Here is a 24,033-nt window from a genome sequence, read left to right as displayed (position 1 = left end):
GACAGATGATGTTATATAAAGACTTTATAAATGCAGACGAGGGATTTCAATACTCTATTAACCTTCAATATGATTTAAACAAATATTCGAAGTTAACTGGGTATATCCCTACAAGTGCATCAGTCGAGATTTTAAGGAGATATTTAACTAGCATTTACTATGATAGTAAAGATAGAGCGTCCATATTAGTGGGCCCTTATGGAAAAGGGAAATCACATTTGCTATTAATTCTTTTAGCTATTATTTCAATGGGAAATAATGGAGAGGAACAGAAAACTATAGAATTTTTAAACAATAAAATTGGAAATATAGATAATGAAGTAAAAGAAATGATTTTTGAATTAAGAGATCAAAATAAAAAATTACTTCCAGTTATAATAAATAGTAATTATTATGATTTAAACCAAGCATTTTTAGTTGGTATTAAAGATGCACTAGAGCGTGAAGGTCTGAATCAATTACGACCTAAGACTTATTTTGAATCAATACTTGAGACAATTAAAATATGGGAAAAAGAATATTGCGAAACATATAAGATATTTAAAGAAAAGCTCAAAAAAAGTGGATTAAGCATAAAAGAATTCAATGATAAAATTAAAAATTATGATGACGAAGCTTATGAAATATTCAAGGGAATACACCCTGGAATTACCTCAGGTACAGAATTTAATCCATTAATTAATTCAAATGTAATTAACTTATATGAAGAAATAAATTCAAAGTTATGTGAATCAAAGAATTTTAAGGGCATATTTGTTGTTTTTGATGAATTTAGTAAATTTCTTGAAGCTAGTGTTACAAGAAATTCTACGAGGGATATTAAACTAATTCAGGATTTTGCTGAATTAGCTAATAGAAGTGGTAAAAACCAAATACATCTATCATGTATTACGCATAAAAGTGTAAATGATTATATATCAAATTTAAGTAAAGAAAGAATAAATGCTTGGCGAGGGGTAGAGGGTAGATTCAAAGAGATATATTTCACTTCGTCATCTCAGCAAAATTATGAGTTAATTGCTAATGCAATAATTAAAGATCCAACAAAGTTTGAAGAATTTAAAGCTACTAACAATGATAAAATCACCGCGGTTCTAAATGAATGTGAAAGTACAGCAATATTTGGTGATATAGATAATTATTCTAGCTTGATTGGCAATGGATGTTTTCCTTTGAATCCAATTAGTAGTTATGTACTCCCTAGAGTAAGTGAAAAAGTTGCACAGAATGAAAGAACTTTATTTACTTTTTTAGCTAAAGATGAAAAAGGAAGTTTAGTTAATTTCATAAACTCAAATAATGGGACTGCTGATTTTCTAACGGTAGATTTAATATATGATTATTTTGAAACATTATTTAAAAAAGAAGTCTTTAATGAGAGTGTTCATATAGTTTGGTCAAAGGCTAACAGTGCATTATTAAAAATTAACGATGAAATTCAACGGAAAATAATTAAAAGTATAGCTGTAATTGGTATAGTAAAGGAATTTGAACGACTTTCTCCAACTGACGTATATATAAGAGCATCATTAGGATTAACTAATGAAAAATTTGAAGTAGCTATAATACAGCTTGTTAAAAAACAGATAATTTTAAAGAAAAATAGTAACGGAAATTACAGATTTTTACCTGGTAGCGAGCTAAATGTAATCAAGAAAATTACTGATAGAAAAAATCTTAATTCAAGTAGAATAAATGTAAAAGAGGTACTAGAGGGCATAGTTAATTTAGGATATGAATTACCAAAGAAATATAATGACGAGAAAGAAATGGTAAGATATTTTAAGAAAGATTTCATTACAGTAAATGAATTTTTAAATATTAGAACAATAAAGGATTTAACATTTGAAAGTAAATCTGATGGGATAATTCTTTATTTAATTCACTACTCTAAAGAAGAAAAAAAAATAGCCTTAGAAAAACTAATAGAGCTAAATGATAGTAGAATTTTATTATGTATTCTCAATAGTAATTTTTCAAAAGATGAAAAAATCAGAGAGCTATTATCAATTAAATCTCTGAAAAACGATGTGGAATTTAATGAAAATGAACTAGCGATACAAGAGTTGGAGATATTCGAGGACGATATAATAGAAGAGATTGAAAACTATATATATGTTAATTATGATGTTGAAAATGGACTTTCTGGATATTATGATTATCATGGCGAAAGCTTAGATATAAAAAAAAGGTATCAAATAAATAGAAAAATTTCTGAAATTTGTTTTGAAGTATTTAGTAAGACACCAGTTATTAATAATGAACTTATTAACAAAAACAAAATTAATAGCCCTATATTAAAGGCTAGAAATAAAATCATACAATATATTTTTGATGAAATGGAAAAAGGGTATGACTTTATTACAGAAGGAAATGGACCAGAAACTACAATCTTTAGAGTTGCAATAAAGAGAAAAGGTTTATTTGATGGAGAAGAAAGTAATGATGAAAAATTAAATGAAATTTTGGTGATGATTAAAAATTTCATATTAAGCAGTGAAGAAAAGAAAAGAAGTTTTTCTGAATTATATAACATGTTTTATGATCCAGGGTATAAGTATGGGTTAAGAACTGGTTTAATTCCAATCTATGTTGCACTGAAAATGAAGGATTATTTGGACAAAATAGTAATTTTTTTTGGAGAAAAAGAAGTTCCACTATCGATAGAAACCTTAAATAGAATTAATGATAATCCAGACAAATATTTTATTTTATTGGAAGAAGGTTCTAAGGAGAATGAAGACTATATAGCTAATCTTGATAACTTATTTAGCGAATATAAATCAAAGAAAAATGTAGGGTATAACAGATACACTTCAATACTTGAAGCAATGCAAAATTGGGTATATAGCTTGCCTAAATATTCTAAGGAATGTAAAATAGCACCTTATAGTAATGATGAAAATATTGATGTCGATATTATTGGTCTTAGGAAAGAATTGCTAAAATTTGACATTAACCCAAGGGAGTTAATATTAAATAAATTACAAAATAAGATTTTTAAAATGAATGATTTACAAAAGTGCTTTAACAGAATAGTTGTTATTAAGAAGGAACTTGATAATTTTATTATGAATACTAAAAACTATCTAAAATGTGAAACAAAAGAAGTGTTTGAAAAAGGTTATAAAGGTGAATTTAGAACAACTCTAGAAAACTGGTACAAAGAATTAGATAAAGCTAACATCGAACATTTATATGATACTAATGCAAATAATGTATTGGGTCTAATCACGTCAATATCAAACCGAAATGATGATTTTATATTGGATAAATTAGCTAAAATTGTTACAGGTTTAAGTATTGAAGATTGGCAGGATCATACTGTGAAAAACTATTTGAATAATATACAGCAAATTAAAGATACTGTTACAAATTATAAAAAAGAAGTGAAAATAAAGAGTGTACATTCTTATGATGTTAGTTTTTTTGTGAGTGACAAGAAAATGGTCAAAACCTTTGATAGTACTGAGATATCAATAACGGGGAGAACCTTGTATAATAATATAGAAGAAGCGTTTGATGACTATGCAGAGTCAATTGATGTAAATGAAAAGAGAAATATATTGATGAAACTTTTAGAAAAATACATGTAGGGGTTACTCCTTGCATGCTGAAAGAAGTGATAATATGGAAAAAACAATTTATCTTGATAATGCGGCGACTACTTTTCCAAAACCAAATAAAGTGTATGAACATATGGATATGTTCTATAGGGGATTTGGAGTTAATGCAGGAAGAAGTTCTTATAAACTAGCTAGAGAAGCGAGTAATCTTATTGTTGAAACAAGAAATAAATTAGCTTCTCTAGTTAATTATGACCGAGTAGAAAAGGTTATTTTTACACCTTCTGCTACTATTGCATTAAATCAAATAATAAGTGGATTAGAATGGAATGAAAGTAAAACGGTTTATGTAACTCCTTTTGAACATAATGCTGTAATGCGTCCATTAGAATATATAAAAGAAAAATTTAATATTAAAATTGAAATAATGCCATTTGATTCAGTAACCTTCGAGGTAGACATAGCAGAACTTAATTTAATGTTTTCGAGAAATTTCCCTGATTTTATTTTTATGTCTCATATAAGCAATGTCACTGGTTTTATTTTGCCGGTTCAGGAAATAATTGAGGCTTCAGAGAAATATGGTTCTATAATCATTTTAGACTGCTCACAGTCAATGGGATTAATACCCATTGATGTTAGGGAAATAAAGGCTGATTATTTTGTTTTTGCAGGGCATAAAACACTATATGGTCCATTTGGAATAGGCGGATTTATAGATAACAGTAGAGTGGAACTTTCAGAGGTCATTATTGGTGGAACAGGTTCAGATTCTTTGAATTTGAAAATGCCAGATGTATATCCAGGAAAGTATGAAGCTGCTAGTCCTAATATATTATCAATTGCAGGATTGCATTCAGCGCTAGAGTGGATTAATGATATTGGAATAGATAATATTAGGGAAAAAGAAGATAAACTGACTAAGGCATTAATAGAGGGTTTAAAAGGTATTGATGAAGTGAAAATGTATTTACCAGGAAATCTTAATAATCATGTTGGAATTGTCTCATTTACTATAGAAAATTATAAACCCAATGAACTAGGTCAGATTCTTGATCAGGATTTTAATATTGCTGTCAGAACAGGATACCACTGTGCTCCTTTAATCCATAACTTTACAAATGAAGAGAATATAGGTGGTAATGTAAGAATTAGCTTGGGGTATTTTAATGATATTGATGATATTCATTATCTTGTGAAAAGTTTGAAAGAAATCATTTAAGGGTCATGTAATAAAATAAAATTATGAAGGTTAAAAAATGTTAAAAAAAATAATAATTATAACTAGTTAGTTAAGTAAAAGAATTTAAGCTATTGTTCCTAAATTATTATTATGTTGGTAACTTAAATGTAACGGAACAAGTAAATCATAAATATACATAATTTTGTAATTATATAGAGAGTTACTCCTAGCACTGGCTTAATTTAAGCTAGTACTAATGATGAGTTAGCTATGAATTATGAGAAAAATAAAATAAATCTAGATGTGGATATTAACAATAATGTGAAAAATGAGGAAATGAAATTAAAGATGAATATCTAACAGAGCCTTTTAAAATTTTAAATTGGATTGATAAACAGCCCTACAAAGAACATTTTTAGATATTAGAGTTGTGGATATAAATAATCAGGTGAATTCATGAGTATTATAAAAGCTATTGATACAGATTTACAATCAGCTATAGAAAAACAAGGTATCTACTTGAAAGGCTATACAATCAAAACAGAGATATACCTGAGGATATGGATTTATTAGAAAAGAGATTTTATGCTAATGCTTTATTTGATAAAATTGAAATTGTGGAACAAATGTTAGAAACTTATGAAAAACTTAAAAACAAAAATAAAATATTGTTAGATAGTAATTTTTGTAACATTAATATGGAAGGCTCAAAAAGTGAAATAGAGCGTACTAAGGAAACTTCTAATGAGCTAGAACAATTTACCGAGTTAGGTCTTGATCAAATGAATAATTTAAAAATAGGAATCTTAGTACGCTATATTATAAAAAAATGACTAATGAGAACAAACTCTCAAAAATAGATATTAGCAACTTTCAAAATAAGGAATGGTGTAAGGAAGTATTACTAGTTAACCATCAATTAATTAAAAAGTACAACAAGTACTTGACTGAAGCTGACCAACATAGAGTAAATGGAGTATGTAAATATTACACACAGATTTATATTATAGACGAAAGTGAGTATTTTTTATGCTCAGAATTATATGATCGATCTCGCCAACCATTTTTGCAATGGTTTTATAAAAAATATAATATAAATAAAAAAAATGAGAGTTCAATTCAAAATAAATCAAAAGATAAAACCGACAATTTATCTTTAGTTCGTTATAATTGCGATGAATTAAGAAACATTAATAATTCATTAAATAAACCTTGTAAAGTTGCATATTTAATAGAGAATCTAGTGTTGATAATTGGTCTGAAATAATTGTTGCGGTTTGTGAATGCATGATTTCGTTGAATTCATATAGTATGTCTAAAATTGTTAATGAGTCACAATTTAGATTTAAAAATGGATGTATATTCAGTTTAGATTCTACTATACTAGAACAGCCAAAGAAACTATCAAATGGATTATATGTTCAGACAGCATTCAGTTCGGAAAGAATTGTACGTTATTGCAATAGCATTCTATGCTATTGTGAAGTAGACAGTGAAATGCCTGAGATTTATTGCTATAAAGAAGAAAGAGGGAAAACAATCAAACAAGAGATGAATGAAGAAGATAATTACAACGGAGACGTTGAAACATTAACATTAGAAAATATTGATAGTGAATTAGTTAATGAATTTACAAAAATATTAGATGTTTATGATAATTGAGATAAAAGGGAATTTATATTTTAATTGAATTAAAGATTATTGTAATTACTTCAGGTAAAATCCATGAATTTGATAATTATCTGTAGCAACAGCGATTATACGCTTACTTCCAAACTCTGTAAAGTGCCTGCATTCTTCGAACATGTTCCTGAAACGATTATTTTTACGCTGATGTAAAAATAAGATAAAAATGTTAATTTAAAATAAAATAACATAATAATAAGCAATAATAGATGCAATTTGTTATATAAATTTGATCATTTAGGAGAATAAACATGGAATTAATAGAATTGTTTAAATTAGTAGAGGAAAAAAAATTGGTATTACCAGACTTCCAAAGAGATTTAGTATGGAATAAAGGCCAACAGAAAGAACTTATAGCATCACTTATATTGTCATTACCAATTGGAAGTTTTTTAATTTTAGACGGTAAAAATGATGACTTCGCAACAAAAGAACTTGGGTTTCCTAATGGTGAATCTAATCCAAAAGAAGAGTGCATGTATTTACTTGATGGTCAACAGCGATTAACATCACTAAAGGGAGTATTGAGTGACTTTTTTTCAAAGAGTGATTGGAAAGATACTGCGAGAGAAGTATATAAAATATTAAAAGTTAGATGGTTTTTAAGAATAACACCGAAGCAAGATGAAATTGACATTTTTGGATGGAAAGATTTAAAATTCAATCCTAAAAGTTTAATAAAAGAAGAGCCGAGTAATATAGAGAATAGGCTGGTTTTTGAAAATATAGGGGTTACCCTTTCTAAAAAGTGGTATAATCCTGACTTTGAGGCACTTGATATCTCAGGTAATAAAATTGAAAAGCACAATAGTATATTAAATGCGAAAGCTAAAGATGCAACAAAAGAAGGCTGGATACCATTATATAGTTTATTTAGATTAAATGATGAAAAGGCTTTTTATGAATATGTAATAGATAAAATAGCAAATGAAAGAAAAGATGAGCTTATAAATGATTATAAAGATGACACAAATAAAATCATTGAAATTTTAGGAGATGTAGAACCAGATATCGAAATATTTATTGAAAACAATAATGAAACAGCGATATTAGACACATGGTCAAAGTTAGCGGCTATCTGGAAAGTTCAAGTACAAACGTTTTTGGAAAATATTTTAAAACAAAAAGTAGATATAATTAGATTGCAATCAGATGAAATTTGCAGAGCAGTAGTGATTTTTGAAAGGATAAATAAAGGTGGTACCCCTCTAGACAATTTTGATCTTGTAGTTGCTAGAGCAGCAAGAGATAAAAATTGTGAATCTTTAAGTAAGAGAATTACAAATTTATTAGAATCTGATTATGATATATCTCATGCTCTTACTTCATTGGTGAAGGGTAATAAACCTCAAAATATAAAATCATCTAATATGGAAACAATAAAAGAGAAAGAGATAAATACAATTATTAAGAAACAATATTTAAACCTTTTATCGATTTTAAGTTATACAAGATATGGGGATATTGATGATATTAAAATTGATTTAATGAAAAGAGAGAAGATTTTAAATATTAAACATGAGGATATAAATGGAAGGACAAACACAGTTATAAATGGAATAATAAGGGCTTGTTCATTTTTGCAAATGCGTTGTGGTATAGTTAAGATTACAGATTTACATTATACGTTAATGTTGCTACCTATTGCTTACTTATTATTAGATGATAATGTGTGGAATAGTAATGAAAAATTGGCAAAGTTAGAGTTTTGGTATTGGGCTTCGATAATTGGTGGAGAGTATATAAATAATCAAAATGAAAAATGTATAAAAGATACTCAAAATCTATATAAATGGATAGTAAAAGGTGAAAATGGAAATTATGAGAAATTGAAAGATAAGATGTTAAATGTTGAGGGCTTTTGTGATATGCAGATATTATTAGGCGATGATGATAATGAAACAGTTACAAATGTTGTTCATAAAACTATTTTACAGTATATTTTAAGTGGGCAGCCTAAAGATTTATTATATGATATATCTTTAAATCCATGGGAAATAGCTAGAGGAAAAGAAATATTAATTGGCAATGAAACAATAAAAATAGAGGTGCAAGATCATCACATTATCCCATTAAAAAATTGTGTAAAAATTGGTGAATCATCTAAACAATTAAGGGATAAAAAGAATCATATTTTAAATAGTCCACTTAATAGAACATATATATTATCAAAAACAAATAATAAAATTAGTGATCTAAATCCAATTAAGTACTTAGAAGATATTTTTGAAAAGAATAATAATAATTCTGTTTTTGTAAATCACTTTATATCTAGTGAATATAAACAGATGTTTGAAGGCTGTCAACAAAATGAAAGTGACTGTTATAAAAAAATATTAGAAAAAAGGTTTATAATGTTAAAGGATGGTATGGTCAAAGAATTAGATGATTTATTATCAATAAGAGATTAGTTTACTCTAAATAAAAGAAATGTTTAAGTATATGACGGTTAGTTATTTGTATGAAATATTAACACTTAAATATGAATTCTTTAAAAAACAAATCTGCATAAAAATAGTTAAGCATACTATATTCAAAAACTCAACAATAAATCTATCCATAATTAATTAAACAATTGCCAAATGATAATTGGAGTAGGCGTAATTGGTGATTTAAGATAACAATTGGTTCTTAGCTACTTTTGATTTAAACAATTAAAAATAAAGTTGACTTCGTAAATGTTGGATAATATTAAAAATGTCCTCTAATATTCTGTTGTTTTCTTTAATATAAATATATTTTCAAAGTTTAAGATGTTTTTATTTAATTAAATCGTGTGAATATATAAATTTTATTGGTGGGTATTCCTAAGGTATCCCTTCTTATTTTATAATGTTTTGCGATTTATTGTGTAACCTAATCACATGTTATTTAGCTCGAGTATCCAATCGAGACAATTGGATTGTCTCAAAGCATGTGTTAAATAGCATCGCTCCAGACTACGTGCCAATAATGCGCTACTCTATCTAATTGTTGGAATAGTAGATGTAAAAGCGATTTGGTATATTTGAATATACTGTTGATATTTTAGGGTGTATGGTCTATAACGATTCTAATGGGGATTTTATTAATATAAGAGAAACAATAGTGAATGCAGTAGATATCTGTAATATTAGAATAAAATCAACTATATGTATACTACAAAAGGAGAGATTAAATGAAGCTTTTGATTAATTGTTTTGTTTGTCTACAAAAAACTGGAGTCCCCAATATGGAATTTATGGAAGTCGAAATTTGTGATGATGGGATTTATAAAGCCACCTGTGATTGTGGTCATGAGACAGTTACCTTTTTACAACAAGATAAGGTAGAAGTGTTATTTGAAATGGGAGCAATGGCTTTACTAGATGGTTATCCTAGAGAAGCTGTATCAAGTTTTGCAGCGTCATTAGAAAGATTTTATGAGTTATGCATAAAAGTGTTTTTATTAAAGCGAGGGGCGAACATGGACAATGTCGACAAAACTTGGAAATTAGTATCCAATCAATCAGAACGTCAATTAGGGGCTTATTATTTTTTATACCTTGATATATTAGGCAATATTCCGTTATGTCTTGATAATAAACAGGTTGAATTTAGAAATAAGGTAATACATAAAGGCTACATTCCTAAATATGATGAGGTTCTTAAGTATGCAAATTATTTGCTAAACTACATGCTTCAAATTTTAATAGATCTTAAACTAGAATGCAATGACGAAATAATTCAAGTAACATCAGGGAGATTTAGTAATATGCGGAAAGGATTTATTAAAGATGGCAAAATTACAAGACAAATAGCAACGATGAGTATTCCAACAATAGTAAATTTATTTGATAGTAATATTAATTATACAAACAAAGACTTCACGGAGCTTTTAGAAAGCAAGAAGGAGTATTATGCAAAATTTTATAGAAGATAGAACAATAGTTAAGGTCTTAATTAAAATTAATAAAGTAAATATTTATAATGTGAAACATAAAAAACATGCATTTATCAATTGCAATTAAAAGAGCAAGAGAATAAAAGAATATGTAATGGAGTAGCAACCTCAGTCGCAAGTTCCTTCAGAAAATGCCCCCATAGCCATCAACTGAATAATTTCCCATGGTTTAAATAAAGTTATTGTAATGGCGATTGGGAATGTTTTATAATAACCATTATTTAAATATACTTGTTAATTGAGAATTAATCGTATATTAAGCGACTTTAATAAACCTCCAGAAATAAATGTAGCAAGTTCGTCGGTAAGCCTCCTCACTAGGGCGACAGGAACTTGTAAAAGGATGTAAAAATAAAAGTGCTAAAAAAATAAATGCGCAGCTCGGTAGAAACGTTGAGAGGTTTGAAAAAGAATAGAAACAAAAAAGACTTGGCGGTAGCCAGGGATCTTAGGTTAAAGATGTCATTATTGATAGTGCTGGGGCCTGTGTTTAGGATTTTAGTAAAAAAAAGATATATACCCGTTGAGCTGAGAAAATTGGCTTGGTGGGTATTTTTTATACTCACTTAAAAGTTTTTTATAGTTTATTATCAGCATATTTTATACGTTCACATCAAAACTATGTAAGGTGCCTGACACTTGGAAATAGTTGTTAAAGTAAATGAAATAAAAATATTCTGAAAAGGAATGTAAAAATAGAAAATAGTAAAAGGGATTTCCAAACTGAACTGCCCCCTACTGCTATTGTTTTCAATACAGTACTTTATGATTTCAATGCGTTCAATATAAGAAGTTTTGCGTCCTTTGGTCATGATTATTTTTCCTCCCGTTCCAGAAGATTTTATATTTTCATGACCATTATACTTCTTTATCCAATTGCATAAAACTGTATTTGAAGAAATATGATACTTAATGCATAAATCATTCAGTGAGCCATGCCCATCAAGATATTCTTTTACAATGTTGATCTTGGCTTTGGCAGTATAAGAAGTATTTTTGCTAGAATGTTTTAACCCAGCTTCACCTTCTGATTTATATCGTATTACCCATTTTTGAAAAGAACTCTTATGTACTTGAAGTTTGTTGCATAAACTTAACATACTAGCTTTTCCATTTAAATATGATGTTACAGCCTTAATTTTTTGTTGGTCTGATATAGTTGATTTTCTTCCCATAAAAAAATAGCCCTCCTTATAGTAAACAGTTTTATTATTTTAACTGTCTACCATAAGGGGAGCATATCAAACAGGGAATCCCTTAAAACATATCTAGACCAAAGTACTTAAGCTAAATATATTAAATAACCCAACAAAAATTCTCCTTAATTATGATGCAATTACCATATGATAAAACAAAGTAGGTGTAATAAATGGAGAAAAATAAAAAAGATTCATGGATAGATAGGCTACTGGAAATGAAAATATTTTAGAAAGAAAAAACAGTAGATAAGAGTACATTTAAATATGGTACTACAATACCACTCAGATATCACAAAGTTTTTCTAGACAACCTATCAGATAGGCTATCCTTTGGTAAAAGTATAAAGGTAAAGATATTTATCAATAACAAAGAGTTTTCAGAAATAGTTTCATGACCAAATTCTACAGGAAGAGTTGGAAGTGTAGTTCAACTTAGATATAGTAACAAAGCTTTGCTTGAGATTTCAAAAGAAAAGCTAGAAGTAAGCTATGATTATATTGTTCAATATGAAAAAGAAAATGATAAGAAACCTACAACAATTCCAGTGGAATATCAAGAATATATTGATTTTTATAAAGGTGATAAAATAGATACTTTTATACTTGATCGAATTCCTAAATCAAAGAGTAAACCAGAAGATGAGGAATTAGATGATGAAGAAATTATAGAAGATGAAATAGACAATGAATTTGATACAATAAACAGTATCAATACGGAAATTACATATATTCATAATTACATAACAAGTAAAGGGTTTTATTATACAAAATATCTAATCAATAATTTCTATCTTAGTTTAAAAACTAAACCCTTTGTTATTCTCTCCGGAATTTCAGGCGCTGGGAAGAGTAAAATAGTAGAATTATTTGCACAGGCAACTGGTGCTAATATGGATAATCAAAGAGTTAACGACATTTCAGAAGGAAGGTCTCCTACTTTTTAAAATGGTAGTTACATGCTATAACAAAGAGAAAACTTCAGTAGAAGTCTAAAGATCCTTCTGAAGTCATTAATATTGCAGCACCGCAGGTGATGATTAAGCTGATACTAGTTAGACCAGATTGCTCAGATGCAACAGATCTATTAGGCTACAGAAATATTGAAAACAAGTTTGTCCCAGGTATTATTATGGAGGCTGCATATGAAGCCATGAAGAATATAGATAAACCATATTTCCTATGTCTTGATGAAATGAATTTAGCAAGAGTGGAGTATTATTTCAGTGATATCTTATCATCCATGGAAACAAGAAATACAAAAATGATGGATACATAGAGGATAATCAAATAGAAAACTATGGAAATTCAATGTGAAAACAGTAAATATATATTGTGTAGTGAAAAAATCATATATATGATCAGGAGGTTCCTCGGAGATGGATTTACAACCTTCTGGCAATAATTCTGAGTTACTATTTATAGAAACAGAAGAAGTATATTTTTCAATTAAGGGAAATAAGGGAGCTACTGGCTGCGGTGAATTAAAATCACTTACTATCATAATAGAAGGTAAAGAATGTGTAGATGATATCAATCAATACCTTTACTTTAAGTAATACACAAATTATGAAATAGTAATTGAACGAAAAAATAAAGCTACTATAAAGTTTTATCATGAAAATGCTAATATAAGAAATAAAGTAACGCCCACAGGTAGAGGTGGCAATATCTTAAGCGGAATAATTAATTTCAGAGGAGATATAGGTTACTCAGATCTTTATGTAAAGGTAAATGGAAATACTCATATGAAGATAATTTTAGAAGTACTACCTAGTAAAATTGATTATAAAGAAGATTATGAAGCAATACTCAAGGACGTTAACGAGGAAATATATAATCTAGCTTATGGATTTTTAAGTAGTACATATCTAGCTGCAGAGAGAAATAACAAAAGGGCTAATAGCTATACTGAGTTTTACAGTATACTAGACTATATTTATGAAAATTTAATGAAATCTATTAATATAGTATTATTAAAGCCTCATCATGAATTAATAGTGGATAGTCGGGTATGTAAATATCAAAGTCTAAAGAGTATAAGTATGGATACTATCAAATGACTAGAGAAAAGACCTCATTTATTAAAGAATATAGAGGGTAGATGTATTCCTACTGAAGCTTTACAGGTAACAAAAAAAGTAACAGTAGACACAAAAGAAAATAGATTTCTAAAGTTTATGCTAATAAAGATAATTGAAAAGATAGATGGTTTCATAAGAACTTATACTGCCACGCCTTGGAAAAAGAATGAGGATATTATAAATATATTAAAAACCATAAAGAAAGCAATAAACAATAAACTAAAGACCTCATTTTTAAAGGATGTAGATAGTGATTATAGAAACACATCTATATCTTTAGTTTTTAATATGGCAAGCGGTACAGAGAAATTTACAAATACTATTTAACGACATTTTAGAATGAAGGTCGTCCACATATATATGTGGAGAATATATACTATTAGCAAGAACAAACTGTTCCCAGTTTCTTCTATGGGGTCTGGACACTCACCTAAAAAAGGTAATAAAGCAGAGACATGGATAGAATGACCTGTTTGATTAACATTTAAATGAGAATAAGTTGAGTAGAAATGGTTATTGTGAAGCTTATCTTCTTTACATTTATTAGGTTGTAAGTGTGACCCCGTTGTAAAATATGGAAGCGTATGCGGACAGATTTTACTTGCTAAAAGTATAAAAGTAAAAGGATTAAAAAAGAAAGAGTTCCTCCTATGTCTATGAACTTTTAAAAGATGTGATTCAAGAAGGGTGCCTTAACCAGAAAGAGGTGTAACTTCTATTGGAAAAAAAGTATATAGTTGAAAGCTAGGTGAATAGCAAGGTGGTAACTTTCAGTTACTGCCTAAGGGTCTGGACAGCAACCTAAGAAAAGGGGGCAAAGCGACAGCCAGTGAGAAAACTCCTGAAACATATATTTCGGTAGTTTTTTAGACATTAAAATATAATCCAATGACAGTTATAGAATGTCAATCATAGTGTTTAAGCAAATATTAAAAGTGATTACTGAACGGGTGGAATCCCTTCAAATATATTAAGATTAAAATAGTTAAGTAGCATATATTGAAAAATCTAACGACAATTCTCCTTAATTATGACGCAATTACCATATGATAAAATAAAGCAGGTATTAGATTATTTAATTCCTTATACTTGAAATTAATGTTATATTTAGTATGCAATCAAACTACAATTACGATAAAAGAAATCTCAAGTGATTCTGATATAGATTATTATGTTTTTAAAATAGATACATGAAAGAAGCTTCACAGAAAAATTGAAGTGGTTGTAAAGCTTTATAATGAAGAGTTAAATTTAGATAATGTAAAGCTCTGTGATGGATACTGTTATCAAAGCTTAAGTTTATGTGTTATAGATGATGTATTTTTAATTGGAGTAAAACATACAAGTACTAGAAATCCATTAGAGGTTACTTAGATATAATACTTTATATAAGAAGGGTGGTGCATACAACATGATCAAAGTAAAGCAAAACACATTTCTCGAGTGTGTTATTGTAATGACGACCACAGGTGGGGTAGGTTTTTTAATTCTATTCCCTTTTATGAGCATGAGTTCCTTAACATATAGTATTTCACTAAACTTCTTACTGATGATTTGGATGTCTATAGTGGAAACATTATTGAGGCCGGAACTCAAATCATCTTATTTTAATTGTCACCGTATTGAGGATGAAGGTAAAATATACAAGTATCTTGGTGTTGTTTTTTTTAGAAAATTACTAGTATTAAGTAATTGGGAGAGAAGTAGAAAAAAGGAAACTCCTATCAGAAAATCTTTAATTTTATTAGAGTATTATGAATACAGAACCCGGACTTCTGAATTTGGACACGTAATTATAGCTATTATAATTGCAATCATTACCGTATATGTTTGTATGGCATATTCATTTAAGCAAACAATATGGTTAATATTTTTTAATATATTTCTTAACATATACCCTATTATTGTCCAGCGGTATAATCGGCCACGGGTACGGCGAGTGATTAATAAACATAAGTTAAAACATCCTAATTTTGCTAAAGAAATTGATAATATAGTGAAGTTTTATTACTAGGTATTCTTTGTATCATATAAAATTATTAGCAAACTCTAAGCTTTGTTGTTAATACATATATAAATAATTTAAAAGCCACTTCCGAAAGGAAGTGGCTTCTGCTTATTTGTTAATATGGTATATCAATAATCGTGATTAGAAGCTTATCTTCAGTACAACATCTTTTAATTAGATATTAGATTCTAATTAAGTTTTGTTTTGTTCGAAAACATAGAACCAATAGCCATTATAATTGCAAAGATAATTAGATATGAAACAACTGCCATTTTATGAGAAAAACAAGCAGCAATCATCATGAATATGCATCCTGCTAATGAAATAATAGGCATTACGAATCTTTTAAATGAGCTTAGATCCTTTTCTTTTTTCATTATCATAATAAAAATAGGAATATATAATGCATAAATAGTAACTATAGGTAATTCTGATGAATCAAAACAAAAGAATCCAAACCAAGGGTTTGTTAAGTTAGCGCCATAGAAGTATAATAACCATATAGCACAAAGAAGTAGTCCCAGTATAGATGAATTTGTTGGCATATTAGTCTCACTATCTATTTGTTTAAATATTTTTGGTTTTGGTCCAAAGCCCCTTGCTGCTAATGAATAAATACCACGAGTACATCCGAGCATTAATCCATTCAAAGTTCCGAGGCAAGAAATAATAACAAATACAAATATTAGAGAACCAAATGTAGAGGAGAATGTTTTTTGAAATGCCAATTTAGCTCCAGCTTCTCCGCCTTTCATCATAACTTCGTTTGTTACAGCTCCAGCTAGTCCTATGTAGTAAAGAATATAAACAGCCATAATTAGAAAAGTTCCTCCAATAAGAGCAAGTGGAAGATTTCTCTTTGCATCTTTTAATTCAGCATTGATACTTGTAGCAATAATCCAACCCTCATATGCAAAAGCTGTAGCAACAACTGCTGTAAATAATGCATTCGTAGTATTTACTTCTTTTACTACTGTTGTAAAATTAAACATAGTCATACCACTATTGATACCTACGATTGTCCCAATTATACCCATTAAAATCAGTGGGATTAGTTTTATAATAGTTGTACTAACTTGAAATTTACCAGCTAAAACTGGTGATAATGCATTTAAAGCATAACTACCTATCAAATATAGACATGCGATAGTCATACACTCTCCACCTGTAATTGGAAATCCAAATAATACGCAGGTATATCTAGCTGAAACCCATGATAAAACTGATGTCAATGTTGGATAGTAAATTAGTGCCATAAACCAGCCAACATAATATCCATATTTCTCACCCATAGCAGCTTCTGCATAATCAACTATACCATTTACTTTCTCGTATTTAGTTGCCATTACAGCAAAAGTATAGGCGCAAGAAATCATAATAATACCGCCAATAATCCAAGCCAAAATACCTAGTGGAAGACTTCCTCCAGTTGCAGTTAATACTTTTTCTGCCTTAAAAAAAACACCACTGCCGATTACGATGCCAACAACCATTGCTATTGCAGTCATTAGCCCGTACTTTTTTTCTAATTTTGGCTTCATAATTAACCATTCCTTTCGTAATTTATAATTTTCAGATAATTGATTATATCATTATATTTTACTTTTTTATAGGGATAAAACCAATATTATTGTTGCCAATATTTACATCTTTGTATATCCTTCAAATTTGTATTTTGATAAATATTATCGTCAGCGTTGTTACAAAAGATATCCCGGATAATTATATTGCATACGGCAATCCGTGCAAACCAATAAGATTAATTACAGAAAAAGATTCAAAGTTAAACTTACTGTAATTTTTTAATATCCCGTATATGGTAATAATGTTATAATTAATTAATAAATTTGTTATGTAATAATAAGATAATATCGGGAGGGTATAACCAATGAAAAAAATTGAAAAAATATCTATGCCACTGGGGATGGTTGGTGTAATTGGATATATGCTACATACTATTATTGGAAACTTGCTATGGAAACAATATAATCCGATTACAACAGATATTAGTTCTCTAACAGCAGTTGGTGCTCCAAATGCTGTAATCCTTAAATTTTTTACAAGTGTATATGGTATTTGCACAATTTTATTTGTGGCAGGACTTATCATTAAATCTTTTAGAAAATATCACTTGGTAACACGAGTAGGATATGTTGTGATGATGATTATGCAGATTGTTTCCATGGTTGGCTATAGCCTTTTTCCATTGACGGGTGATAAAACGGTTATGAATTTTCAAAATAGGATGCACATCGTAGTAACAGTTGTGGTAATGTTCACTACAATTTCATACTGTTTTATACTTGCAGTTGGATACTTAAAGCAAGAAAAAATAAAAAAACTCGGAAGGTTTGTTTTAATAATGTCCATTGTTATAACACTAACAGGAGCAACCAATCCCATAGGAATGGGTATGAGACTTAATATTTTAGGATTAACAGAACGATTGGTTATTTATTCCTTGCAATTTATGATGTTTACACTATCCTATTATTATACTTTCAATAAAGATGAGAAAAGTTATTTGGATACCTCAGCTTTAAAAGTGGGGGTATTTTATAAGTTTATGGTGAAGGAGAAATTGTGATTATGCGTAAGTTCAAATCACCATTTATATTAATAATAGCATCAATGTTATCAGTACTAGTATTACTTTTTTTAGTCCATATGAAACAATCTAGAGAGAAAGCAACTTCTAATAAAGACTTTAACATAGGAGTAATTGAAACAACTGAACAAGATAATAAAAGCAACTTAACTTTTTACAATAAAGATTTAAAAAAAACTGGAACACAAAAAATTAAATTAGGGTCCATGGGTTCGTCATTTGACCTTCCAAGAATGTATGGTAAGAATATGTATGTTGTTCCAAAAGGAATAGGTAATCAGAAAGAGTTAACTGTAATTATGGAATATAATACTGAAACTAGTAAATATAAAACATATGATATGAAGCAGCACGGTATAAATAGTTTTGCTGTTAATGATAAAGCAATCTACAGCGCAAACACTTTAAGTAATGAATCCATAATAAGTTGGTATGATAAGCGTTCGGGAAATCTAAAAACAATATCGAAGGAAGGGATTTATATTGACCGTATTGACTTGTATAATGGTACTTTATATGCTTTTGCAATGGAGAAAGATAACGATGGAAATAAATCTCATTTGTATTTAATTGATACAAAAAGTTTTAAGATTACAGATATAATAGATATAAGTAAAAGTGGTGAAGGCCACAATTACTCAACTAAAATAGGTGATGATATTTATTTTACTAACCAATATGAAGTATCTGATACTGAGCGAGGATCCTATAATTTAAGTAAATTTAATATTAAAAATAAAACTGTTTCAAACATAAAGCTTAAAGAAAGGTATCCATTTCAAATATTAAATTATAAAAATAAATTAATAATATCTCATTATGATTTAGTTCAAATGCAAGGAAATAAAATTACTATATATGACCCCGGGACTAATGAACAAGATGTTGTAACTCTTGAAAACAATTTGGGACAAATAAGTATCAAAGATGATAAGCTTTATTCAAAGGATGGAGAATATTTATATGTTTACAGTATTAACAATAAAACTTTTAAATTAATAAACAATGTTGATATTTATACAAAGAGAAAAAATATCCTATTTTATTATGTATCCGGATTTTTTACTAAATAGGGGTAAATATAGATAAACCTTATTTTTCATGTATTGATGAAGTTTTACCTACGTTCTATTAATATGAGAAAAATTTGCTTATATAATGCATGAAACTATAGTGAAATATTTACCGCCACAAGTTACAATTGAGTTGGAAATAGGGTTCTCATAATAGCAGCCATTTCTTCAGGAGATTCTACTGCTCCTTGAGATAACCATTTTGCTAAAAGATTAAAAAATCCTCCAATATGAAAGGCTAGGGCATAATGTTCCTCCTTTGTAATGGAGGATTCTTTGATTTCGGGCATAACAGTTTCTCTAGTAATAATAAGAAGTTGGTCAAATTCCTTTAATAAAAAGAATAGTAAGTTATCACGTTGTAATAGATTTAAAAAATCAAGATGATTCCCCCAAAAAGAAAAATATGCAATAGTTACGTTTGATTTACTAATAGTTCCTTGTTTTAATAGGAGAGCTGTGAACTCTGAAATTATTGTTTGACAATACTTTTCTAGGAGTTCTTCCGTGGATTTAAAGTGGCGATAAAAGGTTCTGCGATCTAGTCCTGCATTCTTCGAAATTTCAGAAATAGAAATTTCTTTAAATGATTTTTTTTCTAACAGTCTATAAAAAGATTCTAAGAGCCACTGCTCAGATTGTATGGCAAGTTTATTTGTAGATTTACTCATATGACCTCCTGTGTAATTGTCACAAATATTCTATTATGTAGCACTTGGTGATATGGGATTGACATTACTTATACATAAATTATACAATAAATATGAGAGTGTCACAAGTGTGACATGAAGATATTTAAATATCTCAGAATTGAAAGGTGGAAGGTTAGTATGTTGAATTTTAAACAAGACATGAGTGAATATAAAAAATTATTTCCAATACAGATTAAGGTTATAAATGGTGTAAGATTTACATATCGATTAGCTGGATATGGTGAAAAAACATTGGTATTACTTGTTGGTGGATTGGGGATGTCAGATGCTTTATATAATCATGCAAAGGAGTTTGCTAAAGAATTTAGAGTTTTACTATTTGATTATCCTTATGGATATAAGACCAATATTGCACTTGTGGATGGAATTGCATCGCTAATTAAGGAGCTTAATTTGGGGACTGTAGTATTAATTGGTCAGTCCTATGGTGGATTTTTGGCTCAGATTGTTGCAACCCGTTATAAAAATCTTGTGAGCGAATTGATAATATCTAATTCGGGTTGTTTATCAGAAACATTAAAGGAAACTGATATGAAACCAATGTATGAAATGATTCGGAAGATGAGAAAAGTAAAGAAGCTAACTAGATGTATACCAATGGCATTTTTACGGAAAAAATTTATCAAGCAGTCCATGGAACATCTAAAGGGATGTACAGAAGAAGAGCAAGAGTATATGCAAGCGCTATTTGAGATAATGTTTCATAGATTGACTAATCGAAGTGAACGCCATATGTGTAGCCTAATGATAGACTTATTGGATTTAAAGAGAAGCAGTAGAAATGATTTTGCATATCTCGATGGGAAAGTATTACTGATTCTATCCAAGGATGATGAGACATTTAGTGGGGGAATAAAGCAGGGATTGATTGAATTAATGCCAAATCCGAAAATATGTGATTATTTAAGTGGTGGACATCTCGCTTTGTTTTTAAAAATAGATTCATATATTCCATTGGTGAAAGATTTTTTGGAAAGTACAAAAACTAGTAATGAATGTAGTCAATAGTGTAAAAGTTATTAAAGCATTCATATATTCACCTAAAAGCTTTTTATAGTTTATTATTTTTAAGTGTTTTTCAATATTTTAGTTTTAAATAATTTTATATGTGCTAAAATAATAAATATAATTCAGATATAGATATTTGTATAGTTGGAGCAGGAATGATGCACTTGACATTAGCTAATATTAATATGGATATAAGCGAAATAAATACGCCTTTAAGTTTTGATATATTATCATTTAATGAGTTAAATAAAGAAGAATTAATAAAGAATATATTAAAGGAAGGGGTGTTATATACAATGGGAAAGAGATTAGGTGAAAAAGTAAGCGATTTTGTAAAAGCCTTAGCTAGATTGGACGAAGCATTAAAAAAGGATATTACAGATGATATAATTATTGATGGAATTATTCAAAGATTTGAATTTACATTTGAGCAAAGTTGGAAAGTTATGAAGTCCTATTTAGAAGAACAGGGTATAATAGACGAGGAAATATCTCCACGGAGTACTATTAAGATAGCATATAAGCATAAGATAATTGTTGATGGGGAAATTTGGATCGAAATGATGTTGGATAGGAATAGAACATCACATATGTATGATGAAACAATAGGTAGAAATATAGTTGAGCGAATTAGAAAAAGTTATATTGCTGAATTTAATAATTTAAAAGCTTTTTTGCAAACATATTAATGAGATGTCGCGAAGCAAGAACGTCATTTAATTTTGTGAAATTGTTTTATATAGAAGATGACTTATCTTTATATTTAATATAAATAAACTTGAACCAGAGCAAACAAAACAAATGTTTGGAAGGTTCTTTTTTTATTATCTTAATATACTGATTTATGGGAAAAGTGTAAATTTGAATATGTTTATATTAGAGATATTATAAAGATGGGTTTTGGTATAATATAATTTGTGAGGTGTAATAGATATGTTATCATGTATAAAAAGTATACATTTTAGAAGATTAAGAATGAGAGGAATAAAAACAATTAAATATTAATATAAGGGTGGTAAACATGATATGTAATTTAAGATTGCAAAAGATTTTACACATATTATTATGTGTTGATAAGATAGTTACTGGAGAATATCTCTGTAATACATTAGGCGTCTCATCTAGAACTATAAGAAGTGATATAAAGGAATTAAACTATATATTAGAAGATAAAGGTGCAATTATTTTATCCGAAAAATCAAGAGGGTATAGAATTGAAATTCTTAAAGAGAAAACATTTAAGGAGTTCTTAAGTGAGAACAAAGAAAAGGATATATCTAATAATTTAACAGCTATAGAAAGGGCAGAATATATAATAACAAGGTTATTAATAAATGAGTTAAAAGGAATGGAAGGAATAACTCAAATTGAACTCGCAGATGAATTATATGTAAGTTTATCATCATTAAAGAATGATATTAAACTTGCAAAAATTACTCTAGTAAAATTTAGTGCTGATATAGAGAAGATTGGTAATAAGGGAATTAAAATAACTGGAAGTGAAGAGAATATACGTTATTGCATCAATAGATATGTTTTAGCTAGTAATAAAGAAATAAAAAATAACCTGGATATCCTAATAAAGAAAATTTTAGGAGAAAAAAATACATATATAAATTATATAATTAAAAATAATATTTCTAAATTTAATTTTAGATTATCGGACATAGCATATAGAGATATACAATCTTATTTAATAATAATGATTATTAGAAACTATTATCATAAAAATATTTCTTATGATGCGGATATTAGAAAAAAGTTAAAAATAGAATCAAAAATTAAGATAGCTAAAAGTGTATGTAATGAAATAAAGGATGAATTTGGAATTGATTTAATCGAAGAGGAAATGTTATATCTGACTAAACATATAATGGCAAGTAGTCATATGGAAACAAGCAAAGAAACAGAAGAATATTATGTAGAGGAAGATGCAATACTACGAAAAATATTAGCATCAATAAATAATAGTTTTAATATCAATTTTACTAATGATAATATGCTTATCAATTTCTTAGGTCATCATCTTAAAGTATCAATAAATAGAGCGAGATATGGAATTAGGGTAGAAAATTCTATGCTGAGTGTAATAAAAAATAACTATCCTTTTGCATTAGAGCTTTCACTTCTCGCAAACAAGATTATTAAAGAGGAAACAGACCTTAATTTAACAGAAGATGATATTGGATTTATTGCTCTACATTTTGCAGCAGCCATTGAAAGAAAAAATAAAAACAGAGAATCTACTGCAAAGAAAGTCATAATAGTATGTACAACAGGTGTTGGGACATCTCTGCTTCTTAAAGTAAAGTTAGAATCCCATTTTAAAAATAGGTTAAATATCGTAGATACTATTCCGCGATATGAATTAAATGATGACGTAATAGAAAAAGCAGATTTAATAATATCTACAGTTCCTTTAGATATTAGATTAGATAAGGTTATATATATTAAAAGCTTATTAGATAGTGAAGAAATTAAGCTAATTGAAGAAAAGATAGACAATAACATTAATAATACAAATGGTCTTGTAAGTAAACTTAAAGAAAATTTATTCTTTAAGAATGTTGTGGCTAGTAATAGAGACGATTTACTAGATTTTATGACAAAAGAACTAATTAAAAGAGAGTATATAAATGAAAATGTAAGAGAGAGTATTTTTAAAAGAGAAGAGATAGCTAGTACAGAAATAGGCGAATTAGTTGCGGTGCCACATCATATGAGCGAGGACATAAATGAATCTTTTATTGCTGTTGCTGTATTAAAGAAGGGAATTACTTGGAGTAAAGAACAAGTACAATTAGTTTTACTTATAGGTATTGCGGTTAAGGATAGGTATGAATGGAAAAATTGTTTAGAGCATTTATATAAAAATATTATAGACATTGAAGTTGTGAAAAATATTATTAAATGTAATGATTTTGAAGAATTAAATAAGATAATAAGCAAATTTTAAAGATAAAACTTCGGTGGGAGGATAAATCTC

21 protein-coding genes and 2 pseudogenes are annotated in these 24,033 nt (G+C 28.4%); 20 read left to right on the top strand and 3 right to left on the bottom strand.

Annotated features, from left to right (window positions below):
• The first annotated feature begins 5 nt into the window (after positions 1-5).
• The 8 genes from ACWJKE_RS07835 (at position 6) to ACWJKE_RS07800 (ending at position 10,336) form a co-directional block, all read left to right on the top strand.
• On the top strand, positions 6-3,596 hold the full coding sequence (locus ACWJKE_RS07835) for a ligand-binding sensor domain-containing protein (protein ID WP_216304131.1): 3,591 nt from the start codon (positions 6-8) through the stop codon (positions 3,594-3,596).
• Between the two features lie 34 nt (positions 3,597-3,630).
• Complete coding sequence (locus tag ACWJKE_RS07830) at positions 3,631-4,788, top strand: aminotransferase class V-fold PLP-dependent enzyme (RefSeq protein ID WP_216304130.1); 1,158 nt, start codon at positions 3,631-3,633, stop codon at positions 4,786-4,788.
• Positions 4,789-5,309: 521 nt separating this feature from the next.
• Positions 5,310-5,582, top strand: coding sequence for a hypothetical protein (locus ACWJKE_RS07825; protein WP_216304129.1), 273 nt, complete (start codon positions 5,310-5,312; stop codon positions 5,580-5,582).
• Positions 5,579-6,016, top strand: coding sequence for a hypothetical protein (locus tag ACWJKE_RS07820; protein ID WP_216304128.1), 438 nt, complete (start codon positions 5,579-5,581; stop codon positions 6,014-6,016). Before ACWJKE_RS07825 ends, ACWJKE_RS07820 begins: the two co-directional genes overlap by 4 nt.
• Before the next feature lie 44 nt (positions 6,017-6,060).
• Positions 6,061-6,411: a hypothetical protein gene (locus tag ACWJKE_RS07815; RefSeq protein ID WP_216304127.1), complete on the top strand. Its 351-nt coding sequence runs from the start codon at positions 6,061-6,063 to the stop codon at positions 6,409-6,411.
• 275 nt (positions 6,412-6,686) lie between these two features.
• Positions 6,687-8,846, top strand: coding sequence for a DUF262 domain-containing protein (locus ACWJKE_RS07810; RefSeq protein WP_216304126.1), 2,160 nt, complete (start codon positions 6,687-6,689; stop codon positions 8,844-8,846).
• A gap of 625 nt (positions 8,847-9,471) precedes the next feature.
• Positions 9,472-9,609 carry a hypothetical protein gene (locus ACWJKE_RS07805; RefSeq protein WP_216304125.1) on the top strand — a complete coding sequence of 46 codons (138 nt, stop codon included), beginning with the start codon at positions 9,472-9,474 and terminating at the stop codon, positions 9,607-9,609.
• Entirely contained in the window at positions 9,593-10,336 is a 744-nt protein-coding gene (locus ACWJKE_RS07800; RefSeq protein WP_216304124.1) for a hypothetical protein, read from the top strand. The genes ACWJKE_RS07805 and ACWJKE_RS07800 overlap by 17 nt, the downstream gene beginning before the upstream one ends.
• A 629-nt stretch (positions 10,337-10,965) precedes the next feature.
• On the opposite strand, the gene ACWJKE_RS07795 is transcribed toward ACWJKE_RS07800, so the two are convergent.
• A complete protein-coding gene (locus tag ACWJKE_RS07795; protein ID WP_216304123.1) occupies positions 10,966-11,532 on the bottom strand; it encodes a transposase in 567 nt (188 codons plus the stop codon).
• A gap of 476 nt (positions 11,533-12,008) precedes the next feature.
• Between ACWJKE_RS07795 and ACWJKE_RS07790 the strand changes: the two genes are divergently transcribed.
• The 6 genes and pseudogenes from ACWJKE_RS07790 (at position 12,009) to ACWJKE_RS07765 (ending at position 15,651) form a co-directional block, all read left to right on the top strand.
• Positions 12,009-12,500, top strand: a complete 492-nt coding sequence (locus ACWJKE_RS07790; RefSeq protein WP_216304122.1) for a hypothetical protein — start codon at positions 12,009-12,011, stop codon at positions 12,498-12,500.
• 89 nt (positions 12,501-12,589) lie between these two features.
• Complete coding sequence (locus ACWJKE_RS07785) at positions 12,590-12,832, top strand: hypothetical protein (protein WP_268064200.1); 243 nt, start codon at positions 12,590-12,592, stop codon at positions 12,830-12,832.
• A gap of 100 nt (positions 12,833-12,932) precedes the next feature.
• Entirely contained in the window at positions 12,933-13,112 is a 180-nt protein-coding gene (locus ACWJKE_RS07780) for a hypothetical protein (RefSeq protein ID WP_216304120.1), read from the top strand.
• A gap of 15 nt (positions 13,113-13,127) precedes the next feature.
• A pseudogene (locus ACWJKE_RS07775) lies at positions 13,128-13,964 on the top strand (DUF2357 domain-containing protein).
• A gap of 891 nt (positions 13,965-14,855) precedes the next feature.
• The gene (locus ACWJKE_RS07770) at positions 14,856-15,011 is read left to right on the top strand and encodes a hypothetical protein (protein WP_216304119.1); all 156 of its coding nucleotides are present in this window, start codon (positions 14,856-14,858) and stop codon (positions 15,009-15,011) included.
• Between the two features lie 37 nt (positions 15,012-15,048).
• On the top strand, positions 15,049-15,651 hold the full coding sequence (locus ACWJKE_RS07765) for a glycosyl-4,4'-diaponeurosporenoate acyltransferase CrtO family protein (RefSeq protein ID WP_216304118.1): 603 nt from the start codon (positions 15,049-15,051) through the stop codon (positions 15,649-15,651).
• Between the two features lie 182 nt (positions 15,652-15,833).
• Here ACWJKE_RS07765 and ACWJKE_RS07760 read toward each other — a convergent pair whose 3' ends face one another.
• Positions 15,834-17,186: an APC family permease gene (locus ACWJKE_RS07760; RefSeq protein WP_216304117.1), complete on the bottom strand. Its 1,353-nt coding sequence runs from the start codon at positions 17,184-17,186 to the stop codon at positions 15,834-15,836.
• 152 nt (positions 17,187-17,338) lie between these two features.
• Here ACWJKE_RS07760 and ACWJKE_RS07755 point away from each other — a divergent pair.
• The 3 genes and pseudogenes from ACWJKE_RS07755 to ACWJKE_RS07745 all read left to right on the top strand — a co-directional run.
• Positions 17,339-17,443 (top strand): annotated as a pseudogene (locus ACWJKE_RS07755) (sugar O-acetyltransferase); the annotation flags it as partial.
• A gap of 90 nt (positions 17,444-17,533) precedes the next feature.
• On the top strand, positions 17,534-18,232 hold the full coding sequence (locus ACWJKE_RS07750) for a DUF998 domain-containing protein (RefSeq protein ID WP_253198273.1): 699 nt from the start codon (positions 17,534-17,536) through the stop codon (positions 18,230-18,232).
• A gap of 2 nt (positions 18,233-18,234) precedes the next feature.
• Entirely contained in the window at positions 18,235-19,326 is a 1,092-nt protein-coding gene (locus ACWJKE_RS07745; protein ID WP_216304116.1) for a hypothetical protein, read from the top strand.
• A gap of 122 nt (positions 19,327-19,448) precedes the next feature.
• On the opposite strand, the gene ACWJKE_RS07740 is transcribed toward ACWJKE_RS07745, so the two are convergent.
• A complete protein-coding gene (locus tag ACWJKE_RS07740) occupies positions 19,449-19,997 on the bottom strand; it encodes a TetR/AcrR family transcriptional regulator (protein ID WP_216304115.1) in 549 nt (182 codons plus the stop codon).
• 159 nt (positions 19,998-20,156) lie between these two features.
• Between ACWJKE_RS07740 and ACWJKE_RS07735 the strand changes: the two genes are divergently transcribed.
• The 3 genes from ACWJKE_RS07735 (at position 20,157) to ACWJKE_RS07725 (ending at position 24,003) form a co-directional block, all read left to right on the top strand.
• The gene (locus ACWJKE_RS07735) at positions 20,157-21,047 is read left to right on the top strand and encodes an alpha/beta hydrolase (protein WP_216304114.1); all 891 of its coding nucleotides are present in this window, start codon (positions 20,157-20,159) and stop codon (positions 21,045-21,047) included.
• 155 nt (positions 21,048-21,202) lie between these two features.
• Positions 21,203-21,736: a nucleotidyltransferase substrate binding protein gene (locus ACWJKE_RS07730; protein ID WP_268064198.1), complete on the top strand. Its 534-nt coding sequence runs from the start codon at positions 21,203-21,205 to the stop codon at positions 21,734-21,736.
• 332 nt (positions 21,737-22,068) lie between these two features.
• Positions 22,069-24,003, top strand: coding sequence for a BglG family transcription antiterminator (locus tag ACWJKE_RS07725; RefSeq protein WP_462959308.1), 1,935 nt, complete (start codon positions 22,069-22,071; stop codon positions 24,001-24,003).
• Positions 24,004-24,033: the final 30 nt, after the last annotated feature.

It is taken from the genome of Clostridium sp. CM036 (assembly GCF_055081135.1).
This window is presented reverse-complemented; position numbering and strand designations above follow the sequence as displayed.

What these genes read in the sequence shown, in the direction of transcription:
- ACWJKE_RS07835 (WP_216304131.1), top strand. Translation starts at nt 6, where the DNA reads ATGATGTTATATAAAGACTTTATAAATGCAGACGAGGGATTTCAATAC.
- ACWJKE_RS07830 (WP_216304130.1), top strand. Translation starts at nt 3,631, where the DNA reads ATGGAAAAAACAATTTATCTTGATAATGCGGCGACTACTTTTCCAAAA.
- ACWJKE_RS07825 (WP_216304129.1), top strand. Translation starts at nt 5,310, where the DNA reads ATGGATTTATTAGAAAAGAGATTTTATGCTAATGCTTTATTTGATAAA.
- ACWJKE_RS07820 (WP_216304128.1), top strand. Translation starts at nt 5,579, where the DNA reads ATGACTAATGAGAACAAACTCTCAAAAATAGATATTAGCAACTTTCAA.
- ACWJKE_RS07815 (WP_216304127.1), top strand. Translation starts at nt 6,061, where the DNA reads ATGTCTAAAATTGTTAATGAGTCACAATTTAGATTTAAAAATGGATGT.
- ACWJKE_RS07810 (WP_216304126.1), top strand. Translation starts at nt 6,687, where the DNA reads ATGGAATTAATAGAATTGTTTAAATTAGTAGAGGAAAAAAAATTGGTA.
- ACWJKE_RS07805 (WP_216304125.1), top strand. Translation starts at nt 9,472, where the DNA reads ATGGTCTATAACGATTCTAATGGGGATTTTATTAATATAAGAGAAACA.
- ACWJKE_RS07800 (WP_216304124.1), top strand. Translation starts at nt 9,593, where the DNA reads ATGAAGCTTTTGATTAATTGTTTTGTTTGTCTACAAAAAACTGGAGTC.
- ACWJKE_RS07795 (WP_216304123.1), bottom strand. Translation starts at nt 11,532, where the DNA reads ATGGGAAGAAAATCAACTATATCAGACCAACAAAAAATTAAGGCTGTA.
- ACWJKE_RS07785 (WP_268064200.1), top strand. Translation starts at nt 12,590, where the DNA reads ATGATTAAGCTGATACTAGTTAGACCAGATTGCTCAGATGCAACAGAT.
- ACWJKE_RS07780 (WP_216304120.1), top strand. Translation starts at nt 12,933, where the DNA reads ATGGATTTACAACCTTCTGGCAATAATTCTGAGTTACTATTTATAGAA.
- ACWJKE_RS07765 (WP_216304118.1), top strand. Translation starts at nt 15,049, where the DNA reads ATGATCAAAGTAAAGCAAAACACATTTCTCGAGTGTGTTATTGTAATG.
- ACWJKE_RS07760 (WP_216304117.1), bottom strand. Translation starts at nt 17,186, where the DNA reads ATGAAGCCAAAATTAGAAAAAAAGTACGGGCTAATGACTGCAATAGCA.
- ACWJKE_RS07750 (WP_253198273.1), top strand. Translation starts at nt 17,534, where the DNA reads ATGAAAAAAATTGAAAAAATATCTATGCCACTGGGGATGGTTGGTGTA.
- ACWJKE_RS07745 (WP_216304116.1), top strand. Translation starts at nt 18,235, where the DNA reads ATGCGTAAGTTCAAATCACCATTTATATTAATAATAGCATCAATGTTA.
- ACWJKE_RS07740 (WP_216304115.1), bottom strand. Translation starts at nt 19,997, where the DNA reads ATGAGTAAATCTACAAATAAACTTGCCATACAATCTGAGCAGTGGCTC.
- ACWJKE_RS07735 (WP_216304114.1), top strand. Translation starts at nt 20,157, where the DNA reads ATGTTGAATTTTAAACAAGACATGAGTGAATATAAAAAATTATTTCCA.
- ACWJKE_RS07730 (WP_268064198.1), top strand. Translation starts at nt 21,203, where the DNA reads ATGATGCACTTGACATTAGCTAATATTAATATGGATATAAGCGAAATA.
- ACWJKE_RS07725 (WP_462959308.1), top strand. Translation starts at nt 22,069, where the DNA reads ATGATATGTAATTTAAGATTGCAAAAGATTTTACACATATTATTATGT.